Genomic DNA, 18,921 nt, shown 5'->3' on the forward strand with positions numbered 1-18,921 from the left:
CCCTAGCCCGATTGCCGGGCTGGAGCAAGGGGTATGACGGGTTGTCTATTGCAACCCGCCTGTTATGCGCGAAGCCGGCATGACCGCTGCTTCCCCTTCCGGCCCGCCGCAGCACTATCTGGGCGGCATCGCGCTGCGCCTGCTTGCGATGGCAAGCCTGTCGTTCATGTTCGTGCTCGTCAAATATATCGACCAGGCGGGCATCCATCTGGCCGAGAGCCTGTTCTGGCGGCAGGCCCTCGTCGTCCCCATCCTGCTTGTCTGGATTCGCGCGACGACCGGCGGCTTCGCGTCGCTGAAAACGCAGCGCATCGGCGCGCACGCGCGGCGCGCGGCGATGGGCCTCACCGGCATGGCGTGCAATTTCGGCGGGATGATCTTCCTGCCGATGGCAGAGGCGACGACGATCAACCTGTCGGTACCGATCTTCGCGGTTATTTTCGCGGCAATCCTGCTCGGCGAGCGGACCGGGTGGCAGCGCTGGAGCGCGGTGATCGTCGGCTTTGTCGGCGTCCTCGTCGTGCTCAACCCCGGCGCCAGCTTTGCCGCCGGCTTCGGCGGCGAGCATGGCATGGGCACGCTGATCGCACTCGCCGGCGCTGTGATGACAGCGTTGATCACGATCGCGGTGCGTGACCTCGGCCGCACCGAGCCCGCGGCGACGATCGTCTTCTGGTTCAGCCTGCTCTCGATGATCCCGCTCGGGATCGCCCTGCCCTTCGTCTATACACCGCACAGCGCGCACGAGTGGCTGCTGCTGATCGGCCTCGGCTTTTCGGGGGCGGTGGTGCAGATGTCGCTCACAGGCGCCCTGCGACTAGCGCCAGTCGCGGTCGTCATCCCGATGGATTATTCGGCGCTGCTCTGGTCGATCGCGTGCGGCTGGTGGTTCTTCGGCACCTTGCCCGCCGACACGACCTGGATCGGCGCGCCGCTGATCATCGCGAGCGGCCTGTTCATCGCCTGGCGCGAGCATCGCCGCCATATCGACCGACCGAAGGAGGTTGCCGCGTGACGTTGCCCATATTGTACCACTGCGCCGACGCCCGCTCACTCCGCTGCCTGTGGGCGGTCGAGGAGACCGGGATCGACGTCGACCTGCGCCTGCTCAGATTCCCGCCGCGCGCGTTCGAGCCCGACTATCGCGCGGTGAACCCCCTGATGACGATCCCGGGCTGGGTCGAGGACGGCCGGCTGATGACCGAGTCCGCCGCGATTTGCGAGCGGATCGCGGAGGGCACGCCGCTCGAGGTACGCCGCGAAGAGGCCGATTATTGGGACTGGCGGAACTGGCTGCACCGCAGCGACGCGACGCTGACATTCCCGCTCGCGATCATGATCCGTTACACACGTGTCGAGCCCGAGGAGCGGCGGCTGGCGCAAGCCGTCGAGGACTACAAGGCCTTCTTCGGCGGCCGCGCGAAGAGCATCGAGGCGGCGCTGGCGGATGGGCGCGAATGGCTGGTCGCGGGGCGCTTCACCACAGCGGACATCGTGATCGGCTATGCCGCCTTTCTCGCGACGACGCTGGGCGCGAGCGATGTGCTGGGCGTTGCAACCAAGGCGTGGCTGGAGCGGTGCATGGCGCGCGACGGGTTCAAGCGGGCGCGCGAGCGGCAGAAGATTTAGCCGCCGCCCTAAGCCCTGACCAAGGTCAAACCTGAAAGAAGCCCCATCCGTCGGCTTGACCACCCTCGTTCCGGGCGAGGGCATCCAGCGATGCTTCGGTAGAGGTGATTTCCTCCGGAGAAGGGACCATTTCCTTGGTGACGATTACGTCCCAAGGCGCTTCGCCATCCTCGGTTGCGACCACATTGACCCGAAAACCAGCCTGCCGCGCACGATCCGCAAATCTTTCGGCAGAGGATCTGTCAGTGAAAATATGAGCAAAATCTACCGGACGCGCTCGATGCATATCGTCTCCGCGCTCGGCTAACCTCTGCAGAATCGAAGTATTTTCATCGAGAAGCGACATATCCAACCTGACTGCCCCCGCTCAATTCACCATCCGCTCATAGCCCTCCCAATAGGGGGCGCGCAGATCCTTGCGCAGGATCTTGCCCGAGGCATTGCGCGGCAGCGCCTCGATCACGTCGACGCTGCGCGGGGCCTTGAAGGCGGCGATGCGTTCGCGGGCCCACGCGATGATGTCGGCTTCCTCGACACTCATCCCGGGCTTGGGCACGACGACAGCCTTCACCGTCTCGCCCCATTTCTGGTCGGGGATGCCGATCACCGCGACCTCCTGCACCGCGGGATGGCCGAAGATCGCGCTTTCAACCTCGGCCGGATAGACATTCTCGCCGCCCGAGATGATCATGTCCTTCATCCGGTCGTGGATGAAGAGATAGCCGTCCTCGTCGAGATAGCCCGCATCGCCGGTGTGGATCCAGCCATCCCCGGTCATCGTCTTTGCGGTCGCATCGGGCAGGTTCCAGTACCCGATCATATTGTTCGACGAGCGGGTGACGACCTCGCCGACTTCGCCCGTCGGCACGCTCCTGCCGTCGGGACCGAGGATCAGGATCTCGACACCGGGCAGCGCCTTGCCGGCCGAGCGCATTCGCGCATTACCCTCGGGATCATGATCCTCCGGCGGCAGCATGCAGATCGTGCCCGTCGTCTCGGTCATGCCATAGGCCTGGATGAAGTCGGCGCCGAACATCCTGATGCTCTGGCGCAGCAGTTCGAGCGGGATCGGCGCGGCGCCATAGAGGATATATTTGAGCCGGCTGTAATCGACGCTCGCGCAGCGCGGATGCATCAGCAGCATCTGCAGCGCCGCCGGAACGATGAAGAAGCGCGTCACGCCATGCTGCTCGACCGCGTCGAACACGCCGTCGGGGTTGAATTCGGACAGGATCACGCCGGGCAGCCCCGAGACGAGCGCCATGACGCCAAGACCGGTGCCGCCGATATGCGCACATGGCATCGCAACCAGCACCGCCTCGTCATCGTCCCATTTGGTATAGGCAAGGTCGCTGTCGGCCGAATGCTTGCGCAGCGCGAAGAGGTTGCGGTTCGACAGCACCGCGCCCTTCGGATTGCCCGTGGTGCCCGAGGTATAGAGCTGAAGCACCGCGTCATCGCCGTCGGCGGGTTCGAACGGCGCGCGTGCGGTGCGCTCGATCAGCGCCCGCGCCTCGTCGGCACCGATGATCTGCGGATCATGCTGCAGTTTGCCCGCGAGCTGCCCGGGCACGGCCTCGAAACCGGGGCCGGTGAAGACGATCTTCGCCTTTGTGTCGTTGACGACATAGGCCCACTCGGTCGGCGAGAGACGCCAGCCGATCGGCGCCATCACGATGCCCGCACGCGCCGCGCCGAAGAAGAGCGTGAAATACAGGTCGCTGTTCTTGCCGATCCACGCGATGCGGTCGCCCTTTTGCAGGCCTGCGGCAAGCAGCGCCGAGGCGACCCGCGCGGTGCGCTCCTCGAGCTCGCCATAGGTGAAGACGCGATCCTCCTCGCGCATCGCAAGACGTCCGGGCCGATCCTCCGCCCAATGGGTAATGAACTCGTCGAACGTAAACAGGTCCGAAACATCCGCGGCCATTGCATCGCTCTCCTCGAATCGCGCCTTTCCGCGCGTTCCGGCAAGGCTAGCAACTGGCTCGGTCAGGTAAAGACGCGATTGGCCGACCTGCCACGACTGTCAGCCTGCTTTGCGGAAGAGCAGCATCAGATTGTTCGCGGGCATGGCGCGGCGTTCGGTAAAGGCAAAGCCGGCCTCTGCCGCTGCGGCGACGACGTCCCGCGTATCGCGCAAACCCCATTCGGGGTTGCGGGCGCGCAGGCTGGCGTCGAACGCGATGTTGCTTTCGGCGGTCGCGACGTCGGCCTCGACATAGGGGCCATAGAGGATCAGCGGTGCTCCGGCCGGCAACAGGCGGACGGCTCCTGCGAACAGCCCCGTCGTCGCGGCCCATGGGCTGATATGGACCATATTGACGCAAAGAACGGCATCCGCCGCGACCGGCGGCCAGTCGGCGGCCGATGCATCGAGCGCGAGCGGCGGCGCGATGTTGGCAAGCCCGGCCTCCCCGCTCCACGCGGCGATCGAAATCAGCGCATCGCGATCGGGGTCGCTCGGTTGCCATATGAGCCGCGGAAAGGCTGCGGCGAAATGGACGGCATGCTCGCCCGATCCGCTTGCGATCTCCAGCACCGTGCCGGATGGCGGCAGCCAGTCGGCCAGCACCTCCGCGATAGCGTCGCGGTTGCGCAGCGTCGCAGGTGCGTGGCGCTTCGCATCGGCACCGCCCTCGCCGGGCGTCCAGGGTCCGGTCACAGCCGCTTCGCGCGCGCTTCGGCGAGCATCCGGCGCGCGCGGAGAAAGATTTCGATCCGCTGGAAAGCGATGAACCCAAGCGCGAACGCCATCAATATGTCGGTCGCGGCCATCAGCCCCGCATGCCCCGGCCCCGCCATCTGCACCGCCATCGCGCGCGAGCCGCTGCGGATCGCGATGAGCGCGACGATGAAGATCAGCGCTGCGGGCGAAACCGTCTGGCTGAGTTCGTGCGTTTCGGGGTCGACCGCGACATGCATCAGCTTGCCGCGCCACCAGCCGAGACCGGCCCCGACAGCGAGTGCGACGAGGCACCACAGCCAGGTCAGGCCATGCGGAGGCGCGCTCCAGAACACGAAGCCGACGATCGCCGCGTAAAACGCGGGGAGGATCCACAACCGCTCGAGCCGCAGGCGCCGCGCCTTGCCCACCGAGCGCAGGCGGAAGAAAAGCACCACCGCGATGATCGTCCCCGGAATGGCATATTGTGCGACCGCGGTCATGGTTTCGTCATCCCTTCGCTTGCGCCCGAGCGCGCCGTTCGCGCACGATCAGCCACAGGAACAGGCCGACCGGCCCGACCATAAGCGTCAGGAACAGAAAAGGAAATTGCACGATCCGGCTGAAGCCCTTCGCGTCGGCGTCACGCGCGATCCACATGCCGGTGAACAGGTCGAAGGCGAGGTAATGCACCCACCCGAGCGTCGCCCCGCCCGGCGTGTCGAACAGCTTCATCACGCCTGTGATCGAGGAGAAGTCGCCGCCGCTCGCGCCGCCCGGATCGATCCCGCCCGAAAGGAAGCCGGCGATCAGCACCAGATAGAGAAGGCAGAGCAGGAACACGCCCGCATACATGATCGCCGACAATATCCGCGGGCTGCGGGGTGCGAAGGCGAGCAGCGCCCAGCCCGCGAAAGCCCAGTAATTCGCCGCCAGATAGACGCTGTTCCAACCCATGATGTCTCCCTCCCCCCTTTTTTGCTTCTAGATCAGCCCGCCGAGTCCGAAGACCACGATGCCGCCGAACAGGGCGATCAGGCCGACTGCGACGATCAGCAACGTAAGGCGCGCTGCAGGCAGCCGCCGGGTTGCGAGGAAAGCGGCGGCAAGGCCGAAGCCGAATGCGAGCAGCGGCCCGTAAAGGAACGCCCAGTCATAGCTGAACTCGCGGCGGACCCTGACCATCTCCCACTGCTCGACGACGAGCCCGTACAGGGTGATGGCTGCAAGCCATACCGCGACGAAAACGACCGCGAACAGCGCGCCGCCTGCAAGGCATCCTCCGACACTGTTCCGGGTCTCGTTGCCAGCCGGATCGGACCCCGTCATCTGATACCCCTACTCGGCGATATAGCGCCACGGACCGGTCGGCGTATCACGATGCCAGATCGTGAAAAAGGGTGATGACGGGATCGGCGCGTCAGGCGCAAGCCCGGGCGGGCGCTGCTTCGGCGTGATCCGGCCGAAGCTGACGCCAAGATCGCCGGCGGCCGAGACGATACCGAAGTCCGGACCCCAGTCGATCGACAGGCCGGGCACGGGTTCGGGGTCGAAGCCGGCGGCGATCGCGGCAGCGCTTTCGGTATAGCCTGCGCCCGCGCCCATATTGATCGCGTCGACGCGGCCATATTCGGCAAAGGCCGGACCGACGCCGACGACCTGCGCCTTCGCCGCAAAGGCGCGCTCGGCGGCAAGCAATGTTTCCAAGGCGTCTTGCTGCGCCGCGCCGCGCCATGCCGCGGCGTCAGGCAGTCCCAGAGGGCGGAACAGGCTTTCCACCGCCCCCTCGGGCCGCGGCGCGCGCTTGTAGGCGAGCGCGCGCCAGCCTTCCGCCGTGCGGCCCCAATAGGTCATATATTTTCCGGGTTGCTTTGTCCCATCGGGCTGGGTGATCGTGAGATAGCCCGCAGTGAAACCCTGCCTGCCATCGGCCGAAATGCCGCCACGTACCGGTATCCATTCGGCGCGCGCCTCGGCCGCCGTCGGATTTGCCTTCAGATAGGCGAGAATCTCGTCGCGCGAACGCAGGAAAGGCTTGGCTCCGCGTGCCGGCAGCACGGCATCGGGCGCCAGCATTGCGGCGACCGCATCGGGGAACGGCAAGTCGCGCGCCTTTTCGGCGAAAGCCTTGTCGACTGCCACCAGCTCGGCAAGCTGCGCTTCCGGGCTGGTTGCGACAGCGGCAACGGGCTCGCCCGCTTGCGCGGCAGCCGGAACCGCCGTGACAAGGATCGACCAGAACAGAAGAGGCGACATGGACATTTCTCCTTCCGGCCGGTGGCCCTGAAGGGAAAAGTCCCGTCAGCCGCCCCCGACTTCGCTCGCGACCGGCACGCCCGGCGCGACCGCGGGTTCGCTCCACGCCAGCACCGGGTTACGCGCGGCCTTCGTCTCGTCGAGCCGCGCGCGCGGTGCGAAGTGCGGCGCCGACTTCAGTGCCGGGTCGCCGTTCTTCGCGCGCAGCGCAATGCTGCGAAGCGCTCCGATGAACTGGTCTAGCACCGCCTTCGACTCGGTCTCGGTCGGTTCGACCAACATCGCGCCGTGGACGACGAGCGGGAAATAGACCGTCATCGGGTGATAGCCCTCATCGATCAGCCCCTTCGCGACGTCGAGCGTCGAGAAGCCCTCGGCGAGCCCTTTGTCGCTGAACAGTGCCTCGTGCATGCACGGCCCCGAGAAACCGAACGGCGCGTCGAGCACGTCGTCGAGATTGCGCAGGATATAGTTGGCGTTGAGCACCGCATCCTCGGCAACCTGCTTCAGCCCGTCGGCGCCATGGCTGAGGATATAGGTCAGCGCGCGGGTGAACATGCCCATCTGGCCGTGGAAGGCGGTCATCCGCCCAAAGGTTTCGGGATGATCCTCGCCGGCGCTTTCCTCCTCGATCAGGCGGAAGCCGCCATCGGCCTGCTTCGTCACGAAGGGCAAGGGAGCGAAGGGCGCGAGCGCTTCGGACAGCACGACCGGACCCGAGCCGGGGCCGCCGCCGCCGTGCGGGGTCGAGAAGGTCTTGTGCAGATTGATGTGCATCGCATCGACGCCAAGGTCGCCGGGGCGCACGCGGCCGACGATCGCGTTGAAATTCGCGCCGTCGCAATAGACGTAGCCGCCCGCGGCGTGGACCGCGTCCGAGATCGCCTTCATGTCGCGTTCGAACAGGCCGCAAGTATTGGGGTTGGTGACCATCACGCCGGCAACGTCGGGGCCGAGACGCGCCTTGAGCGCCGCCAGATCGACGCGGCCTTCGGCGGTTGCCGGAATATCCTCGACCGTGAAGCCCGCGAAGGCCGCGGTCGCGGGGTTGGTGCCATGCGCGCTTTCGGGCACGAGCAGCACGCGACGGTCTTCGCCGCGCGCCTCGATCGCCGCCTTGATGCAGAGGATGCCGCACAGCTCACCATGCGCGCCCGCCTTGGGCGACATCGCGACGCTGTGCATGCCGGTGAGCGTCACCAGCCATTCGGCGAGTTCGTGGATGACGGCATAGGCGCCCTGCACCGTCTCCTGTGGCTGCAGCGGGTGCGCGTCGGCGAAGCCCGGCATCCGCGCGACCTTTTCGTTGAGGCGCGGGTTGTGCTTCATCGTGCAGCTGCCAAGCGGGAACAGGCCAAGGTCGATCGCGTAATTCTGGCGCGACAGGCGGGTGTAATGGCGCACCGTCTCGGACTCGCTGAGCCCGGGCAGACCGATGGGGGCCGAGCGCGCAAGAGCACCGATATCTGCTGCCGGCGCGGCCTCGTCGAAATCGACGCCGGTCGTCTCGCTCGAGCCGATCTCGAAGATCAACGGCTCTTCGAGCATCAGCGCGCGGTTGCCGGTGAAGGTGACATTGTCGTCGGCGCCGCCGGCAGTCATTTCGGGGCGCCAGCCGGCGCGGTTGAGCGCGGTCATGCCAGCACCTCCTTCAGCGCCGCGGCAAAGGCGGCGATATCCTCTTCGGTCACCGTTTCGGTCACCGCGACGACAAGACCGTTCGCGAGACCGTCATTGCCGGGATAGAGGCGCCCGAGCGACACACCGCCAAGCACGCCCTTTTCGGCAAGCTGATGAACGACCGGCCGCGCCGCCGTCGGCAACAGCAGCGTGAATTCGTTGAAGAAGCCGCCGTTCATCACCGACACCCCGGGAACCTTGGCCAGTTCGGCGGCAGCCAGCTTCGCGCGGTTGTGGTTGATCGCAGCGAGCTGGCGCAGGCCCGCCTCGCCGAGCAGGGTCATGTGAATGCTGAAGGCCAGCGCGCAAAGCCCCGAATTGGTGCAGATATTGCTCGTCGCCTTCTCGCGGCGAATATGCTGCTCGCGCGTCGAGAGCGTCAGCACGAAGCCGCGCTTGCCATTCGCATCGACCGTCTTGCCGCACAGACGCCCCGGCATCTGGCGAACATGTTTCGCCTTGCACGCGAAGAGGCCCACATAAGGTCCGCCGAACTGCAGACCGACGCCGATGGACTGGCCTTCACCGACGACGATGTCGGCGCCCATCTCGCCCGGCGCCTTGATCAGGCCGAGCGCGACGGGCTCGGTGACCACGGCGATCAGCAGCGCGCCTGCCGACTGGCACGCGTTCGCGAGCGCGGTCATGTCGTCGATACGGCCGAGAATGTCGGGATACTGGACGACGACGCAGCTCGTCTCCTTGTCGATCGCCTGCGCCAGCGCCGCCCAGTCGGTCCCGGCCTCAAGGCTGGGGTCACCGTCGACGAGCACATCGCCGGTATATTTCGCCATCGTCCGCGCGACGCTGCGATAGTGCGGATGGAGGCCCGTCGAGAGCAAAGCCTTGCCCCGCTTGGTGACACGCCGCGCCATGACGATCGCTTCCCAGCAGGCCGTCGAGCCGTCGTACATCGACGCATTGGCGACGTCGGTGCCGAGCAGGCGGGCGACCTGGCTCTGGAATTCGAACAGCATCTGCAGCGTGCCCTGCGCGATCTCGGGCTGATAGGGAGTGTAGGCGGTCAGGAACTCGCCGCGCTGGATCAGGTGATCGACGCTCGAAGGCACATGATGGCGATACGCGCCGGCGCCGAGGAAGAAGGGGCCGTCGCCCGCCGCCACGTTGCGACGTGCCAGCGCCGCCATATGGCGCTCGACCGCAAGCTCGCTCGCATGGTTCGGCAGGCCGGGGATCGTACCGTCGAACCGCGCCTCGGTGGGCACGTCGACGAACAGATCGTCGATCGACGACGCGCCGACGGCGGCGAGCATCGCCGTCCGGTCGTCGCTGGTCAGGGGAAGATAACGCATGAACTACTCCGGAGAAGAAGCTGGTTTGGCAGTAAAAATCTGGGCGGTATCGGCCAGTGATCCGGTGAAGACCGTCGGACCCGCGTGCGTGGTCCGGACCCATGGTGCGAGCCAGATGCGAAAGCCCGCATCCCGAACGCGGCGACAAAAGGCATAGTCATCCGACAGCAAAGCCTGACTTTCGGGTTCGATCAGCGGGCAAAAGAAGGCCGCTTCCAGCTCGCCGATGCCGTGCGTCTGTCGCTCGAGCGGGTCGGGCCGGAAAACGAGCTCGGGCAACGCCTTGCGCAGTCCCTCAAGCACCTCGCGGCGGATCAGCATCATCGCGGTGCCGAGCCGCGACAGTTCGACAAGCTCGGTCAGCTTGAAATTCTGGTTCGGGTTCAGGAAGTGCAGCGCGAACTCGCCCGCATAGCGCGCGAGTTCGGCGGGATTGTCCTTGGCCAGCCCTGCCTCGACCGCCCGCGCGACATTGTGCCAGCTGATCATCCGCCGCGGATAGGCGCTGCCGAGCACCCCGACTTCGGGATTCGCATCCATCGCCCGGATCAGCGAAAAAATGTCGTCCGGCGCGAAATCTATATCGGCATCGACGAACAGCATGTGCGTGCAATCGCTCGCGAGGAACATTGCGGTCAGGACGTTGCGCGCCCGCGTGATCGACGGCTGGTAGAGGATGAATTCGAAACGCACCGACAGGCCGATTGCCTGCGCGCGGAGCGCGAGCGCGAGCGCCGCGCGGACATAGGTCCCCTGCGCGCCTTCATAGATCGGTGTCGCCACCATCAGGCGGCAATTGGCAAGCGCGGCGTCGGTCATCGGCACCATCCTCCTCCCTCCCGCAGAAGGGACCAGCGATCACAGGTCGGCGATGAAATCCTTGTAAGCCTGCGCGTTCATCAGCGCGTCGAGCTGGCTCTTGTCGGTCAGCGTCATGCGGAAGAACCAGCCTTCGCCTTCGGGATCGCTGTTCACCAGCGCGGGATCTTCCTCGAGCTGGCCATTGCCCTCGGTGACGACGCCGTCGACCGGGGCGTAGACATCGCTCGCGGCCTTCACCGATTCGACCACGGCCGCGTCCCCGCCCTGGCTCAGTTCGGCGCCGGTGTCGGGAACCTCGACGAAGACGATGTCGCCAAGCTGCTCCTGCGCGAAGTCGGTGATGCCGACCGTCGCGACATCGCCGTCGACGTCGATCCACTCATGTTCTTCGGTGTAATAACGCGGCATGGGTCAGCCTCCCTGTTTGCGGACATAATTATGCGGAACGAAGGGCATCGCGGCGACGGTGCAATGCACCCGTTTGCCACGAACCTCGGCAGCGATCGCCTTGCCGGGTACGGCATGATCGCGCGGAACATAGCCCATCGCGATCGGCGCGCCGACGCTGGGAGCAAAACCGCCCGAGGTCACGACGCCGATTTCGGTGTTGCCGTCGAACAGCTTCGCGCCCTCGCGCACGGGCAGCTTGCCGTCGACAAGCAGGCCGACGCGCTTGCGCGGCGGGCCGTCCTCGAGGTGACCGAGGATGCGCGCGGCGCCGGGGAAGCCATGCTCCTCGCGGCGGCGCTTGCTGATCGCAAAAGCGAGGTCGCCTTCGACCGGATCGACCTCGTCGTTGAGGTCGTGCCCATAAAGGGGCAGCCCGGCCTCGAGGCGGAGCGAATCGCGGGCGCCGAGACCGATCGGCTTGACCTCTTCCATCGCGCAGAGCGCGTCGGCGAAAGCTTCGAGCGCCTCGTTCGGCAGCGAAATCTCGAAACCGTCCTCGCCGGTATAGCCCGAGCGACTAAGGCCGATCGCATGGCCGTTCCAGGTCGCGCGCGCCGCCTGCATGAAGACCAGCCCTGCCGCCTCGGGCACCAGCCGCGCAAGGGCATCGACCGCTTTGGGCCCCTGCAGCGCGAGCAGGCCATAATCCTCATTGTGATTGAGGTTGATATCGTCGGGCAGATTCTCGCGCAGGTGCCCGATGTCCTCCCACTTGACCGCGCCATTGACGACGATTCCAAACTGGTCGCCTTCATTGGTGATCATCAGATCGTCGAGAATGCCACCGTCCTCGGCCAGCAGCAGCGAATAGCGCATGCGGCCCGGCTTGAGCGCCGAGATGTCGCCGGGGACGAGCGTTTCGAGTGCGTCGGCAGCGCCCTCGCCGGAAATGGCCAACTGGCCCATATGGCTGACGTCGAACAGGCCGGCGTTTTCGCGGACCCACAGATGCTCGGCCATGATGCCTTCATACTGGATCGGCATCCAGTATCCGGCGAACTCGACCATGCGGCCGCCCTTGGCGCGGTGCCAGGCATCGAGCGGCAGGGTCGCGGTCTCGACCGCCTCTTCGCCTGCAAATTCCGTTTCGGTCATGTCGTCAGTCTCCCGCGGTTGACATGGCGAACGCGCGGCCGTGCGCCGCGGTTTCCGCCATGCCCCCTCTGTCACGGGAACCTGAGAGTTTTCCCCCGTCGGCCGAATATCGGCGCCGGGGTTACCCCTTCGGTGGTTCCGGCAAATGGCCGGAACGCTTTCCAGAGTGTCCGTTCCAGCCGCGCGGTCCAGGTACCTGAGAGTTTCCGGGGCGGTTGCTCCTTCGGTGGCGGATCAGGTTGCCCTGCCCCGCGCTCTCCCGCGCGTCCGGTCGAATCTCCCTGTGGAGGTCCGACAGACGCCCGAGCCTTGGCGCTGCGCCTTTGCGGAGTCAATCGGCGAGCGCGCGGATCGCGTCGTTTTCGTGGATATGCGCGCCCGGCGCCGGATTGCCGACCAGAGCGCCGATCGCTTTTGCGACCTTTTCCGCAGGAATCGAACGGTAGCGCCGTAGCGATCCGTGAAGCAGCGCATCGGATAGCGGCGCGGCGATCATCGCAAGCCCTTCACCCAACCGCGGCGGCCCCTGCCGGTCGCCCGTCAGCAGCCCCGGACGCAGCAAGTCAAGCCGGTCGAAACCCAGCTTGCGCAGACCATCCTCGGCCTCGCCCTTGGTACGAAGATAGAAATTACCGGCCTTCGCATTTGCTCCGACCGAACTCACCGAAATCAGATGGGTGCTGCCAGCTTTCCTCGCCCCCTCGGCGACCGCAAGCACCAGATCGTGATCGACCGCACGAAAGGCCGGCTGCGAACCGGCCTGCCGGATCGTCGTCCCGAGGCACGAGATCACCGTCGCCGGCTTTTCGGCCGCGACAATATCCGGCCAGCGCTCGGGCGGGGCGACGATCAGCCGGTGACGCGCCGGAAGATCGGCAATCTCACGCCGTGCAAGGATCGTCAGAGGCTCCGCAGCATGCACGACGACCGACTGGCCGACGAGCCCGGTCGCCCCGACGATCAGCGTGTCAGACATGGGCAAGCGCCTCCGGTACCGCATCGCGTCCGAAGATTTCGGCATAGCGATCGGTGGCATAACGGTCGGTCATCCCGGCAATATAGTCGCCGATATGGCGCACTGTCGCGCATTCTTCGCCAGGCAACCGCGAGGACCAGTCGTCGCCCATCAGCCGCGGATCGTTCGCATAGGCTTCGAACAGCCGGGCGATAACATCCCTGGCGCCCGCTGCCGCGGCGATCTGCGATGGGTGGTGGTAGAGATTGGCGTACATGAACCGCTTGAGGTCGCGCTCCTTGCGCGCGAGGCCGGCGGAGAAGCCGCCGAGCGTGCGGCCCGCGGCCCTCACCTCGCCGGCACTCCGCACGCCGGCGTCGGCGACGTTCGCCTGCGTCGAGGCGATAACGTCGTTGACCATCACGCCGATCTGGTCGCGTACGAGTTCGCGGAGCAGGCGGTCGCGCGGCGCGGCCGGAAAACGCGCCTCGACCTCGCGGAAATTGGCCGCGACGAAGGGTTGCTCCATCAGCTGGTCGAGGGTCAGCAAACCCGCGCGCAGTCCATCGTCGATGTCGTGATTGTCATAGGCGATGTCGTCGGCGACCGCCGCAATCTGCGCCTCGAGGCTCGCATGGCTGCGGAGGTCCAGCGGAAATTCGGTGTCGATATCGGCCAGCGCCCAGCCCGGATGCCGGACGGGGCCGTTATGCTTGGCAAGCCCCTCCAGCGTTTCCCACGTCAGGTTGATCCCGTCGAACAGCGGATAAGGGCATTCAAGCCGCGCAAGCGTACGAAGCGTATGCCCGTTGTGATCGAAGCCGCCATGCTCGAACATGGCGGCCTTCAGCGCATCCTCGCCGGCATGGCCGAACGGCGGATGGCCGATGTCATGGGCAAGACAGAGCGCCTCGGTCAGATCCTCATTGAGTCCCAGAGCGCGCGCGATCCCGCGGCCGATCTGCGCCACCTCGATGCTGTGGGTCAGACGAACGCGATAATGATCGCCGTCGGGCGCGACGAAAACCTGCGTCTTGTGGCGCAGGCGGCGGAACGCAATCGAATGGATGATGCGGTCGCGGTCGCGCTGGAAGACGTCGCGCGGTCCGCGCACGACGCGGCCGCGCTCTTCATGGAAACGCCCGCGACTGTTTTCCGGTTTGCTGGCGCAGTCGGCGGTGCTCACTTGACCGGGTCGACGTCCTGGCCGGCTTCGCTGTTGAACAGGAAACCGTCCCCGCCCGCCTTCTTGTAGTCGCCAAGCCAGTCCTGCGCCGCCTTGCGGTCCTTGAACGGCCCGACCAGCAGACGCCGTGTCTTGCCCCATTCGGTGGTCGCGCCGGACTTGCCCTTGAATACGGCCGGGCTCTTCTTCGCGAACTTGCCGAAGTCGGTTGCGAGCGCCTTCGCGTTCGCGCCGGTTGCAACCTGCACCCAGATGCGAGCCGGATTGGCCTTCTTTTCGGCGGCTTCGGCCTTCGCTTTCGCGTCTGCCTCGGCCTTCGCTTTCGCCGCGGCGTCGTCCTTCACGCGCTTTGCCGCTTCCGCCGCATCGGCGCGCTTCTTGTCGTCGCGGAGTTTCGCCAGGGTATCGGCACCGATCGCATTGTCGGTCGGCGCCAGTTCTTCCGGCGGAATCTCGATCGAATCGGCAATGGCGGCGAGCGACGCCAACGGCGCGGCCGGGTTGACCTGCGGCTGCGGCGTCGCGGCGGCAACCGTCGGCGGCGCAGCGGCAGGCGGAGGCGCTGCAGGAGAATCGCGGCCGATGTCGGCGATCGAGAAGCCCGGACCGACAGGTTCGGCCGATTGCACCGGACCGGCTCCGGTCGACGGAGGCGTGGCAACAGACGCCGCCGGCGTTGGCGCCGGCCCCGAAGCAGGTGCGACCGCCCCGGAAGCTGCAGGCGTCGCCGGACCATCCATCCGGACGACCGTCGGGGACGGCCCACCGGCCGACGGGAACGGATTTGCAGCCGTAGGCCCGGCCTGAACGACGACGGGCGCCGGCCCACCCGCCGACGGAAAGGGATTCTCCGCCGTCGGCCTGCTCGCCGCGAGTGCGGGCTGCGTGGCTGCGGGCGCGGGCTTTGGCGCAGGCGTGACAGCCGGAACGCGTCGCTCGGCATAGGCCGGACCGGGAAGGCGACCCGCCGGCGCGGGTGCAGGCGTCGGCTTCGATGCAGCGCCCGAAGGCTTGCCGCGCTTTCCGGTCGCCGCCGGTGCGGGGGTAGGCGCCGGCGCGGGCGCAACCGCAGCGACTTGCACGGGCTTCCTGCGCGGCCCCAGCTCTCCCGACGGGAAACGCCCGAAGTGCGCCGCCGCTGCCTGCTGTGCGGGGTTCAACCGGTCCATTTGCGTCAGATATGGCAGGATATTCTGCGCCAGCGCCGGTGGCATCGTCGCGTTGACGATTTCGGTTGCTTCGGCATCGCGACCGTTCATCGCGAGGATCATCGCGCGCAGCCGCCACGCGGCGCGATCCTGCGCCCGGAGCTGCGGTGTGAGCAGTTGCACCGCGCGGTCGGGTTCGCCGCTGATCCCGAGCGACAACGCATAGCGGCGCGTCGTCTCGTCATTCGGGACGAGCGACAGGGCGAGCTGATAGTCCCGCTGCGCGGCGTCCTGCTGGCCCAGCAGATCGCGCGCGAGGCCGCGATCGGCAAGGAAGAGCCGTTCCGGCGCACCGAGCAACTGCGCCTCGCCGAAATAGTCGAGGGCCCGGGTCGGGTTCTCCATGTGAACCATTGCCGAACCGAGCGCCGCCTTGATCGCACCGTCGCGCGGGCTGGCCTGTTCGGCGCGCGTCAGAAAGCCGATCGCGGCGCGATAATCCTCAAGGTCGATCGAGGCCCGGCCGGCATCGAGCAACGCCATCGTGTCGTTGCCGTTGGTCGCAAGACGGCCGAGCGCGGAGGACAGCAGCGCCCGCGATGCGGTGCGCCGCTCCATCGCGGCCTTGGTCGCCGCATCGGGCGGAGTGGACTGAAAGGCATGCGCCGGCGCGCAGAGGCCGGTCGTCAGCAACAGCGCACCGAACGCGGCGGCATAACACCGCGCGCGTCCGTAGCTGGCGGTCAACGGAGTTTGCCGCTCTGATTTCGATCGCCACAGGGGCAAGTCACACCATCCCGTTCCGACCCGCATCGCCCGTGCGGCGGCCGTTCAACGCCCTGTTACTGGTTGTTCTGCCGTCCGAGGAAGCGCGGGATATCCACCCCGTCGCCCTTGTCCTCGTCGGCTTCGGGCGTTGCCGAGCCGCGCGACAGTCGCGACATGCGCTCGAACAGCGTCCCGCCGCCGATCGACCGCGCCGGTGTTTCTTCGGTCGCAGGCGCCGCGTGGGGGCCTGCCCCGGATGCCGGGAGTGACCCATAGGTCGGCGCAGGCGCTTCGGGCTCGCTCAGCACCAGCTCGTCGCTGGTGTCGTCATAGCTCGCGGCAACCGTCGACAGCTCCATCGGCTCTTCGTCGGCCTGCGCCGTGGCGGCAGGCGCTTCGGGTTCGGGACTCGACAGCGAGAAGCCCGGGGTCGGATCGGCTTCCTCGACCACCGCCTCGACCGGCGTCTCCTCGACGGCCGGCTCGATCGCCTCTTCGGCGACCGGCGTCGGCGGTGCGGTGCGCGCAGGCTGGAACGAGAAGCTGCGCGTCGCAGGCGCCGCCTGTGCGTGCTCGCCCGTTCCGTCGATGCCCGTCGCGACGACCGACACGCGGATCTTGCCGTCCAGATTGTCGTTGAAGGCGCTGCCCCAGATGATGTTGGCGTCGGGATCGACCAGTTCGCGAATATGGTTCGCGGCCTCGTCGACTTCCATCAGGCGCATGTCCTCGCCGCCGGTGATCGAGATGATGACGCCCTTGGCGCCGGCCATCGACACGCCGTCGAGCAACGGATTCGCGATCGCCTTCTGCGCCGCCTCGAGCGCGCGGCCATCGCCTTCGGCCTCGCCGGTGCCCATCATCGCCTTGCCCATCTCGCGCATCACGCTGCGCACGTCGGCAAAGTCGAGGTTGATGAGGCCGGGCATGACCATCAGGTCGGTGATGCCGCGGACGCCCTGCTGCAACACTTCGTCGGCCATCGTGAACGCTTCCTTGAAGGTCGTGTTCGGATTGGCGACCAGGAAGAGATTCTGGTTCGGAATGACGATCAGCGTGTCGACATGATCCTGCAGCTCGGCAATGCCGGCTTCGGCCGACCGCATGCGGCGGTTGCCCTCGAAGGTGAAGGGCTTGGTCACGACGCCGACAGTCAGGATGCCGCGGTCGCGCGCGGCCTTGGCGATGACCGGTGCCGCACCGGTACCCGTGCCGCCGCCCATACCGGCCGCAACGAAGCACATATGCGCGCCGTTCAGCGCTTCCTCGACCTGCGCGATGCTCTCTTCGGCCGCCGCGCGACCGACTTCGGGCCGCGAACCTGCACCCAGACCCTGGGTGATCTGCGTCCCCAGCTGGATACGCCGTTCGGCCGGCGAAGCGTTCAGCGCCTGCGCGTCGGTGTTGGCGACGACGAAATCGACGCCTTCGACCCGTGCCGCGATCATGTTTGCGATGGCATTGCCACCTGCACCACCAACGCCGATCACCGCGATGCGCGGCTTCAGCTCATCGACCTGCGGCGGGCCAATATTGATGCTCATCAACTCATCTCCCTGCAGCGGCGGACCAGCGCCGCTTCCCTCACCTTGCGACCCACCCGGACGTTAGTCCCACCGTCCGGGTTTCTGGTACTGCATTGCACTATTGTGACCTCGGAATCACCCAAAAAATTAACCCTTTTGCCCCTCTGGCAATCAAAAACTGCTTTTAAGTGCCGCCATCAGACGGTTGATAATCCCCGATGCCTTGGGCCGGTACACATCCTGTGCCATCGCCGGCAGATCGCGAAGGTCCACCGGGTCGGAAGCCGCATAGAGAACCAGACCTGCCAGCGTCGCGAAAGCGGGCCCCGAATGCGCATCGGGCAGGCCGTGCAGGCCTCGCGGCCGGCCGACGCGTGCCGCCCGGCCCAGTGCGACCTGCGTGTAATCGGCGATGCCCTTCAGGTCCGCTCCGCCGCCGACAAGCACCACCTGACGCCCGATCGGCCCGACGAAATGCAGGTCTTTCAAAGTCCTGCCGACCTCTCCCATCATCGCATCGAGACGCTGCCGGATTACGGTAACCAGCTGCGCACGCGTGATCCGCGGGGAATCGCTGCCCGCCGGCGCGCCGGGATCGAGTTCGATGATATCATTATTGTCGCGCGGGCTCGCCGATGCCGAGCCGTAGAAGCTCTGGAGCCGTTGCGCCTGGCTGCGCCGGATACCGAAGGCCGAGGCGATGTCGTCGGTGATATCGCTCGCGCCGAAAGGAAGCGACGCCATCTCGACCAGCATCCCGCCCGCGTAGAGCGACACGGTGGTCACCGCCGCACCAAGCTCGACAAGCGCTACGCCAAGGTCGCGCTCCTCGTCCGAAAGGCAGGCCAGCCCGGCGGCGATCGGCGATGCGACAACGGCGTTGACGTCGAGATGCGCCTGCCGGACCGCCGCCTCCAGATTCCGCACTGGCGCGCCGTCGGCCATGATGATGTGGATGTCGACGCCCAGCCGGTCGGCGTGGAGACCGATCGGATTCTTGACCCCGTTGAGCCCGTCGAGCGTGTAGAGCGCGGGCTGCGCGTGCAGGATCATCCGGCCCTCGGGGTCGATCCCCGCGCGGCCCGCCGCAAGCAGGTCGTCGATATCCTCCTGCTCGATCCGGTGCCCCCCAAGCTCGCTTTCGATCGGCGCGACATCGCTGAGCAGTCCGCCTGCCGAGAAGCTGACCCAGACGTCGTCGATGTTCAGCCCGGCAATGCGCTCGGCCTGTTCGATCGCCTCGCGCACGATGTGCTCGGTCTGCTCCATGTCGGCGACATAGCCGCGCTGGACGCCGCGGCTCTCGCGCTGACCGGTGCCGAGGACGTGAAGCTGGCCGTCGGCGGTCTGCCCGGCGATGAGCGCGCACACCTTCCACGAGCCGACATCGAGCGCGGTAATGATCTTTTCGATGCGCGGCGGCGCCATGCC

19 protein-coding genes and 1 riboswitch are annotated in these 18,921 nt (G+C 66.6%); of the genes, 2 read left to right on the forward strand and 17 right to left on the reverse strand.

What is annotated here, in order from left to right; genetic code table 11:
- The first annotated feature begins 79 nt into the window (after nucleotides 1-79).
- Nucleotides 80-1,015: a DMT family transporter gene (locus tag L7H23_RS05800; protein WP_237838405.1), complete on the forward strand. Its 936-nt coding sequence runs from the start codon at nucleotides 80-82 to the stop codon at nucleotides 1,013-1,015.
- Entirely contained in the window at nucleotides 1,012-1,629 is a 618-nt protein-coding gene (locus L7H23_RS05805; protein WP_237838406.1) for a glutathione S-transferase, read from the forward strand. The genes L7H23_RS05800 and L7H23_RS05805 overlap by 4 nt, the downstream gene beginning before the upstream one ends.
- A 25-nt stretch (nucleotides 1,630-1,654) precedes the next feature.
- Here the strand turns inward: L7H23_RS05805 and L7H23_RS05810 are convergent, their stop codons facing one another.
- From L7H23_RS05810 to ftsA, 17 genes are all read right to left on the reverse strand, one after another.
- On the reverse strand, nucleotides 1,655-1,975 hold the full coding sequence (locus L7H23_RS05810) for a ribonuclease E inhibitor RraB (protein ID WP_237838407.1): 321 nt from the start codon (nucleotides 1,973-1,975) through the stop codon (nucleotides 1,655-1,657).
- A 21-nt stretch (nucleotides 1,976-1,996) separates the two neighbouring features.
- Entirely contained in the window at nucleotides 1,997-3,556 is a 1,560-nt protein-coding gene (locus L7H23_RS05815) for a fatty acid--CoA ligase (RefSeq protein WP_237838408.1), read from the reverse strand.
- A gap of 99 nt (nucleotides 3,557-3,655) precedes the next feature.
- Nucleotides 3,656-4,291 carry a DUF938 domain-containing protein gene (locus tag L7H23_RS05820; protein WP_237838409.1) on the reverse strand — a complete coding sequence of 212 codons (636 nt, stop codon included), beginning with the start codon at nucleotides 4,289-4,291 and terminating at the stop codon, nucleotides 3,656-3,658.
- Nucleotides 4,288-4,794: a CcdC protein domain-containing protein gene (locus tag L7H23_RS05825; protein WP_237838410.1), complete on the reverse strand. Its 507-nt coding sequence runs from the start codon at nucleotides 4,792-4,794 to the stop codon at nucleotides 4,288-4,290. The genes L7H23_RS05820 and L7H23_RS05825 overlap by 4 nt, the downstream gene beginning before the upstream one ends.
- A 7-nt stretch (nucleotides 4,795-4,801) precedes the next feature.
- Entirely contained in the window at nucleotides 4,802-5,248 is a 447-nt protein-coding gene (locus L7H23_RS05830) for an ABA4-like family protein (RefSeq protein ID WP_237838411.1), read from the reverse strand.
- Between the two features lie 27 nt (nucleotides 5,249-5,275).
- Nucleotides 5,276-5,620: a hypothetical protein gene (locus L7H23_RS05835; RefSeq protein WP_237838412.1), complete on the reverse strand. Its 345-nt coding sequence runs from the start codon at nucleotides 5,618-5,620 to the stop codon at nucleotides 5,276-5,278.
- Between the two features lie 9 nt (nucleotides 5,621-5,629).
- Nucleotides 5,630-6,547 (reverse strand): nuclear transport factor 2 family protein, encoded by a 918-nt coding sequence (locus L7H23_RS05840; protein ID WP_237838413.1) that lies wholly within the window; start codon nucleotides 6,545-6,547, stop codon nucleotides 5,630-5,632.
- 45 nt (nucleotides 6,548-6,592) lie between these two features.
- Nucleotides 6,593-8,185, reverse strand: a complete 1,593-nt coding sequence (gene gcvPB, locus L7H23_RS05845) for an aminomethyl-transferring glycine dehydrogenase subunit GcvPB (RefSeq protein ID WP_237838414.1) — start codon at nucleotides 8,183-8,185, stop codon at nucleotides 6,593-6,595.
- Nucleotides 8,182-9,540: an aminomethyl-transferring glycine dehydrogenase subunit GcvPA gene (gene gcvPA / locus L7H23_RS05850; RefSeq protein ID WP_237838415.1), complete on the reverse strand. Its 1,359-nt coding sequence runs from the start codon at nucleotides 9,538-9,540 to the stop codon at nucleotides 8,182-8,184. The genes gcvPB and gcvPA overlap by 4 nt, the downstream gene beginning before the upstream one ends.
- A 3-nt stretch (nucleotides 9,541-9,543) precedes the next feature.
- The gene (locus L7H23_RS05855) at nucleotides 9,544-10,359 is read right to left on the reverse strand and encodes a glycosyltransferase (protein ID WP_237838416.1); all 816 of its coding nucleotides are present in this window, start codon (nucleotides 10,357-10,359) and stop codon (nucleotides 9,544-9,546) included.
- Nucleotides 10,360-10,398: 39 nt separating this feature from the next.
- Complete coding sequence (gcvH, locus tag L7H23_RS05860) at nucleotides 10,399-10,770, reverse strand: glycine cleavage system protein GcvH (protein ID WP_237838417.1); 372 nt, start codon at nucleotides 10,768-10,770, stop codon at nucleotides 10,399-10,401.
- Nucleotides 10,771-10,773: 3 nt separating this feature from the next.
- Nucleotides 10,774-11,907, reverse strand: a complete 1,134-nt coding sequence (gene gcvT, locus L7H23_RS05865) for a glycine cleavage system aminomethyltransferase GcvT (RefSeq protein WP_237838418.1) — start codon at nucleotides 11,905-11,907, stop codon at nucleotides 10,774-10,776.
- Between the two features lie 174 nt (nucleotides 11,908-12,081).
- Nucleotides 12,082-12,179: riboswitch (glycine riboswitch) on the reverse strand.
- Between the two features lie 59 nt (nucleotides 12,180-12,238).
- Nucleotides 12,239-12,883, reverse strand: coding sequence for an NAD(P)H-binding protein (locus tag L7H23_RS05870; protein WP_237838419.1), 645 nt, complete (start codon nucleotides 12,881-12,883; stop codon nucleotides 12,239-12,241).
- On the reverse strand, nucleotides 12,876-14,048 hold the full coding sequence (locus L7H23_RS05875) for a deoxyguanosinetriphosphate triphosphohydrolase (protein ID WP_237838420.1): 1,173 nt from the start codon (nucleotides 14,046-14,048) through the stop codon (nucleotides 12,876-12,878). Before L7H23_RS05875 ends, L7H23_RS05870 begins: the two co-directional genes overlap by 8 nt.
- Entirely contained in the window at nucleotides 14,045-15,943 is a 1,899-nt protein-coding gene (locus tag L7H23_RS05880; RefSeq protein WP_237838421.1) for an SPOR domain-containing protein, read from the reverse strand. Before L7H23_RS05880 ends, L7H23_RS05875 begins: the two co-directional genes overlap by 4 nt.
- Nucleotides 15,944-16,038: 95 nt before the next feature.
- Nucleotides 16,039-17,508, reverse strand: a complete 1,470-nt coding sequence (gene ftsZ, locus L7H23_RS05885; RefSeq protein WP_237838422.1) for a cell division protein FtsZ — start codon at nucleotides 17,506-17,508, stop codon at nucleotides 16,039-16,041.
- 153 nt (nucleotides 17,509-17,661) lie between these two features.
- Nucleotides 17,662-18,918, reverse strand: coding sequence for a cell division protein FtsA (ftsA, locus tag L7H23_RS05890; RefSeq protein WP_237838423.1), 1,257 nt, complete (start codon nucleotides 18,916-18,918; stop codon nucleotides 17,662-17,664).
- Nucleotides 18,919-18,921 lie beyond the last annotated feature (3 nt).

The organism is Sphingopyxis sp. BSN-002 (assembly GCF_022024275.1).
Lineage (GTDB): Bacteria > Pseudomonadota > Alphaproteobacteria > Sphingomonadales > Sphingomonadaceae > Sphingopyxis.

What these genes read in the sequence shown, in the direction of transcription:
- gcvT (WP_237838418.1), bottom strand. Translation starts at nt 11,907, where the DNA reads ATGACCGAAACGGAATTTGCAGGCGAAGAGGCGGTCGAGACCGCGACC.
- gcvPA (WP_237838415.1), bottom strand. Translation starts at nt 9,540, where the DNA reads ATGCGTTATCTTCCCCTGACCAGCGACGACCGGACGGCGATGCTCGCC.
- L7H23_RS05825 (WP_237838410.1), bottom strand. Translation starts at nt 4,794, where the DNA reads ATGACCGCGGTCGCACAATATGCCATTCCGGGGACGATCATCGCGGTG.
- ftsA (WP_237838423.1), bottom strand. Translation starts at nt 18,918, where the DNA reads ATGGCGCCGCCGCGCATCGAAAAGATCATTACCGCGCTCGATGTCGGC.
- ftsZ (WP_237838422.1), bottom strand. Translation starts at nt 17,508, where the DNA reads ATGAGCATCAATATTGGCCCGCCGCAGGTCGATGAGCTGAAGCCGCGC.
- L7H23_RS05835 (WP_237838412.1), bottom strand. Translation starts at nt 5,620, where the DNA reads ATGACGGGGTCCGATCCGGCTGGCAACGAGACCCGGAACAGTGTCGGA.
- L7H23_RS05830 (WP_237838411.1), bottom strand. Translation starts at nt 5,248, where the DNA reads ATGGGTTGGAACAGCGTCTATCTGGCGGCGAATTACTGGGCTTTCGCG.
- L7H23_RS05815 (WP_237838408.1), bottom strand. Translation starts at nt 3,556, where the DNA reads ATGGCCGCGGATGTTTCGGACCTGTTTACGTTCGACGAGTTCATTACC.
- gcvPB (WP_237838414.1), bottom strand. Translation starts at nt 8,185, where the DNA reads ATGACCGCGCTCAACCGCGCCGGCTGGCGCCCCGAAATGACTGCCGGC.
- L7H23_RS05855 (WP_237838416.1), bottom strand. Translation starts at nt 10,359, where the DNA reads ATGACCGACGCCGCGCTTGCCAATTGCCGCCTGATGGTGGCGACACCG.
- L7H23_RS05870 (WP_237838419.1), bottom strand. Translation starts at nt 12,883, where the DNA reads ATGTCTGACACGCTGATCGTCGGGGCGACCGGGCTCGTCGGCCAGTCG.
- L7H23_RS05840 (WP_237838413.1), bottom strand. Translation starts at nt 6,547, where the DNA reads ATGTCGCCTCTTCTGTTCTGGTCGATCCTTGTCACGGCGGTTCCGGCT.
- gcvH (WP_237838417.1), bottom strand. Translation starts at nt 10,770, where the DNA reads ATGCCGCGTTATTACACCGAAGAACATGAGTGGATCGACGTCGACGGC.
- L7H23_RS05800 (WP_237838405.1), top strand. Translation starts at nt 80, where the DNA reads ATGACCGCTGCTTCCCCTTCCGGCCCGCCGCAGCACTATCTGGGCGGC.
- L7H23_RS05810 (WP_237838407.1), bottom strand. Translation starts at nt 1,975, where the DNA reads ATGTCGCTTCTCGATGAAAATACTTCGATTCTGCAGAGGTTAGCCGAG.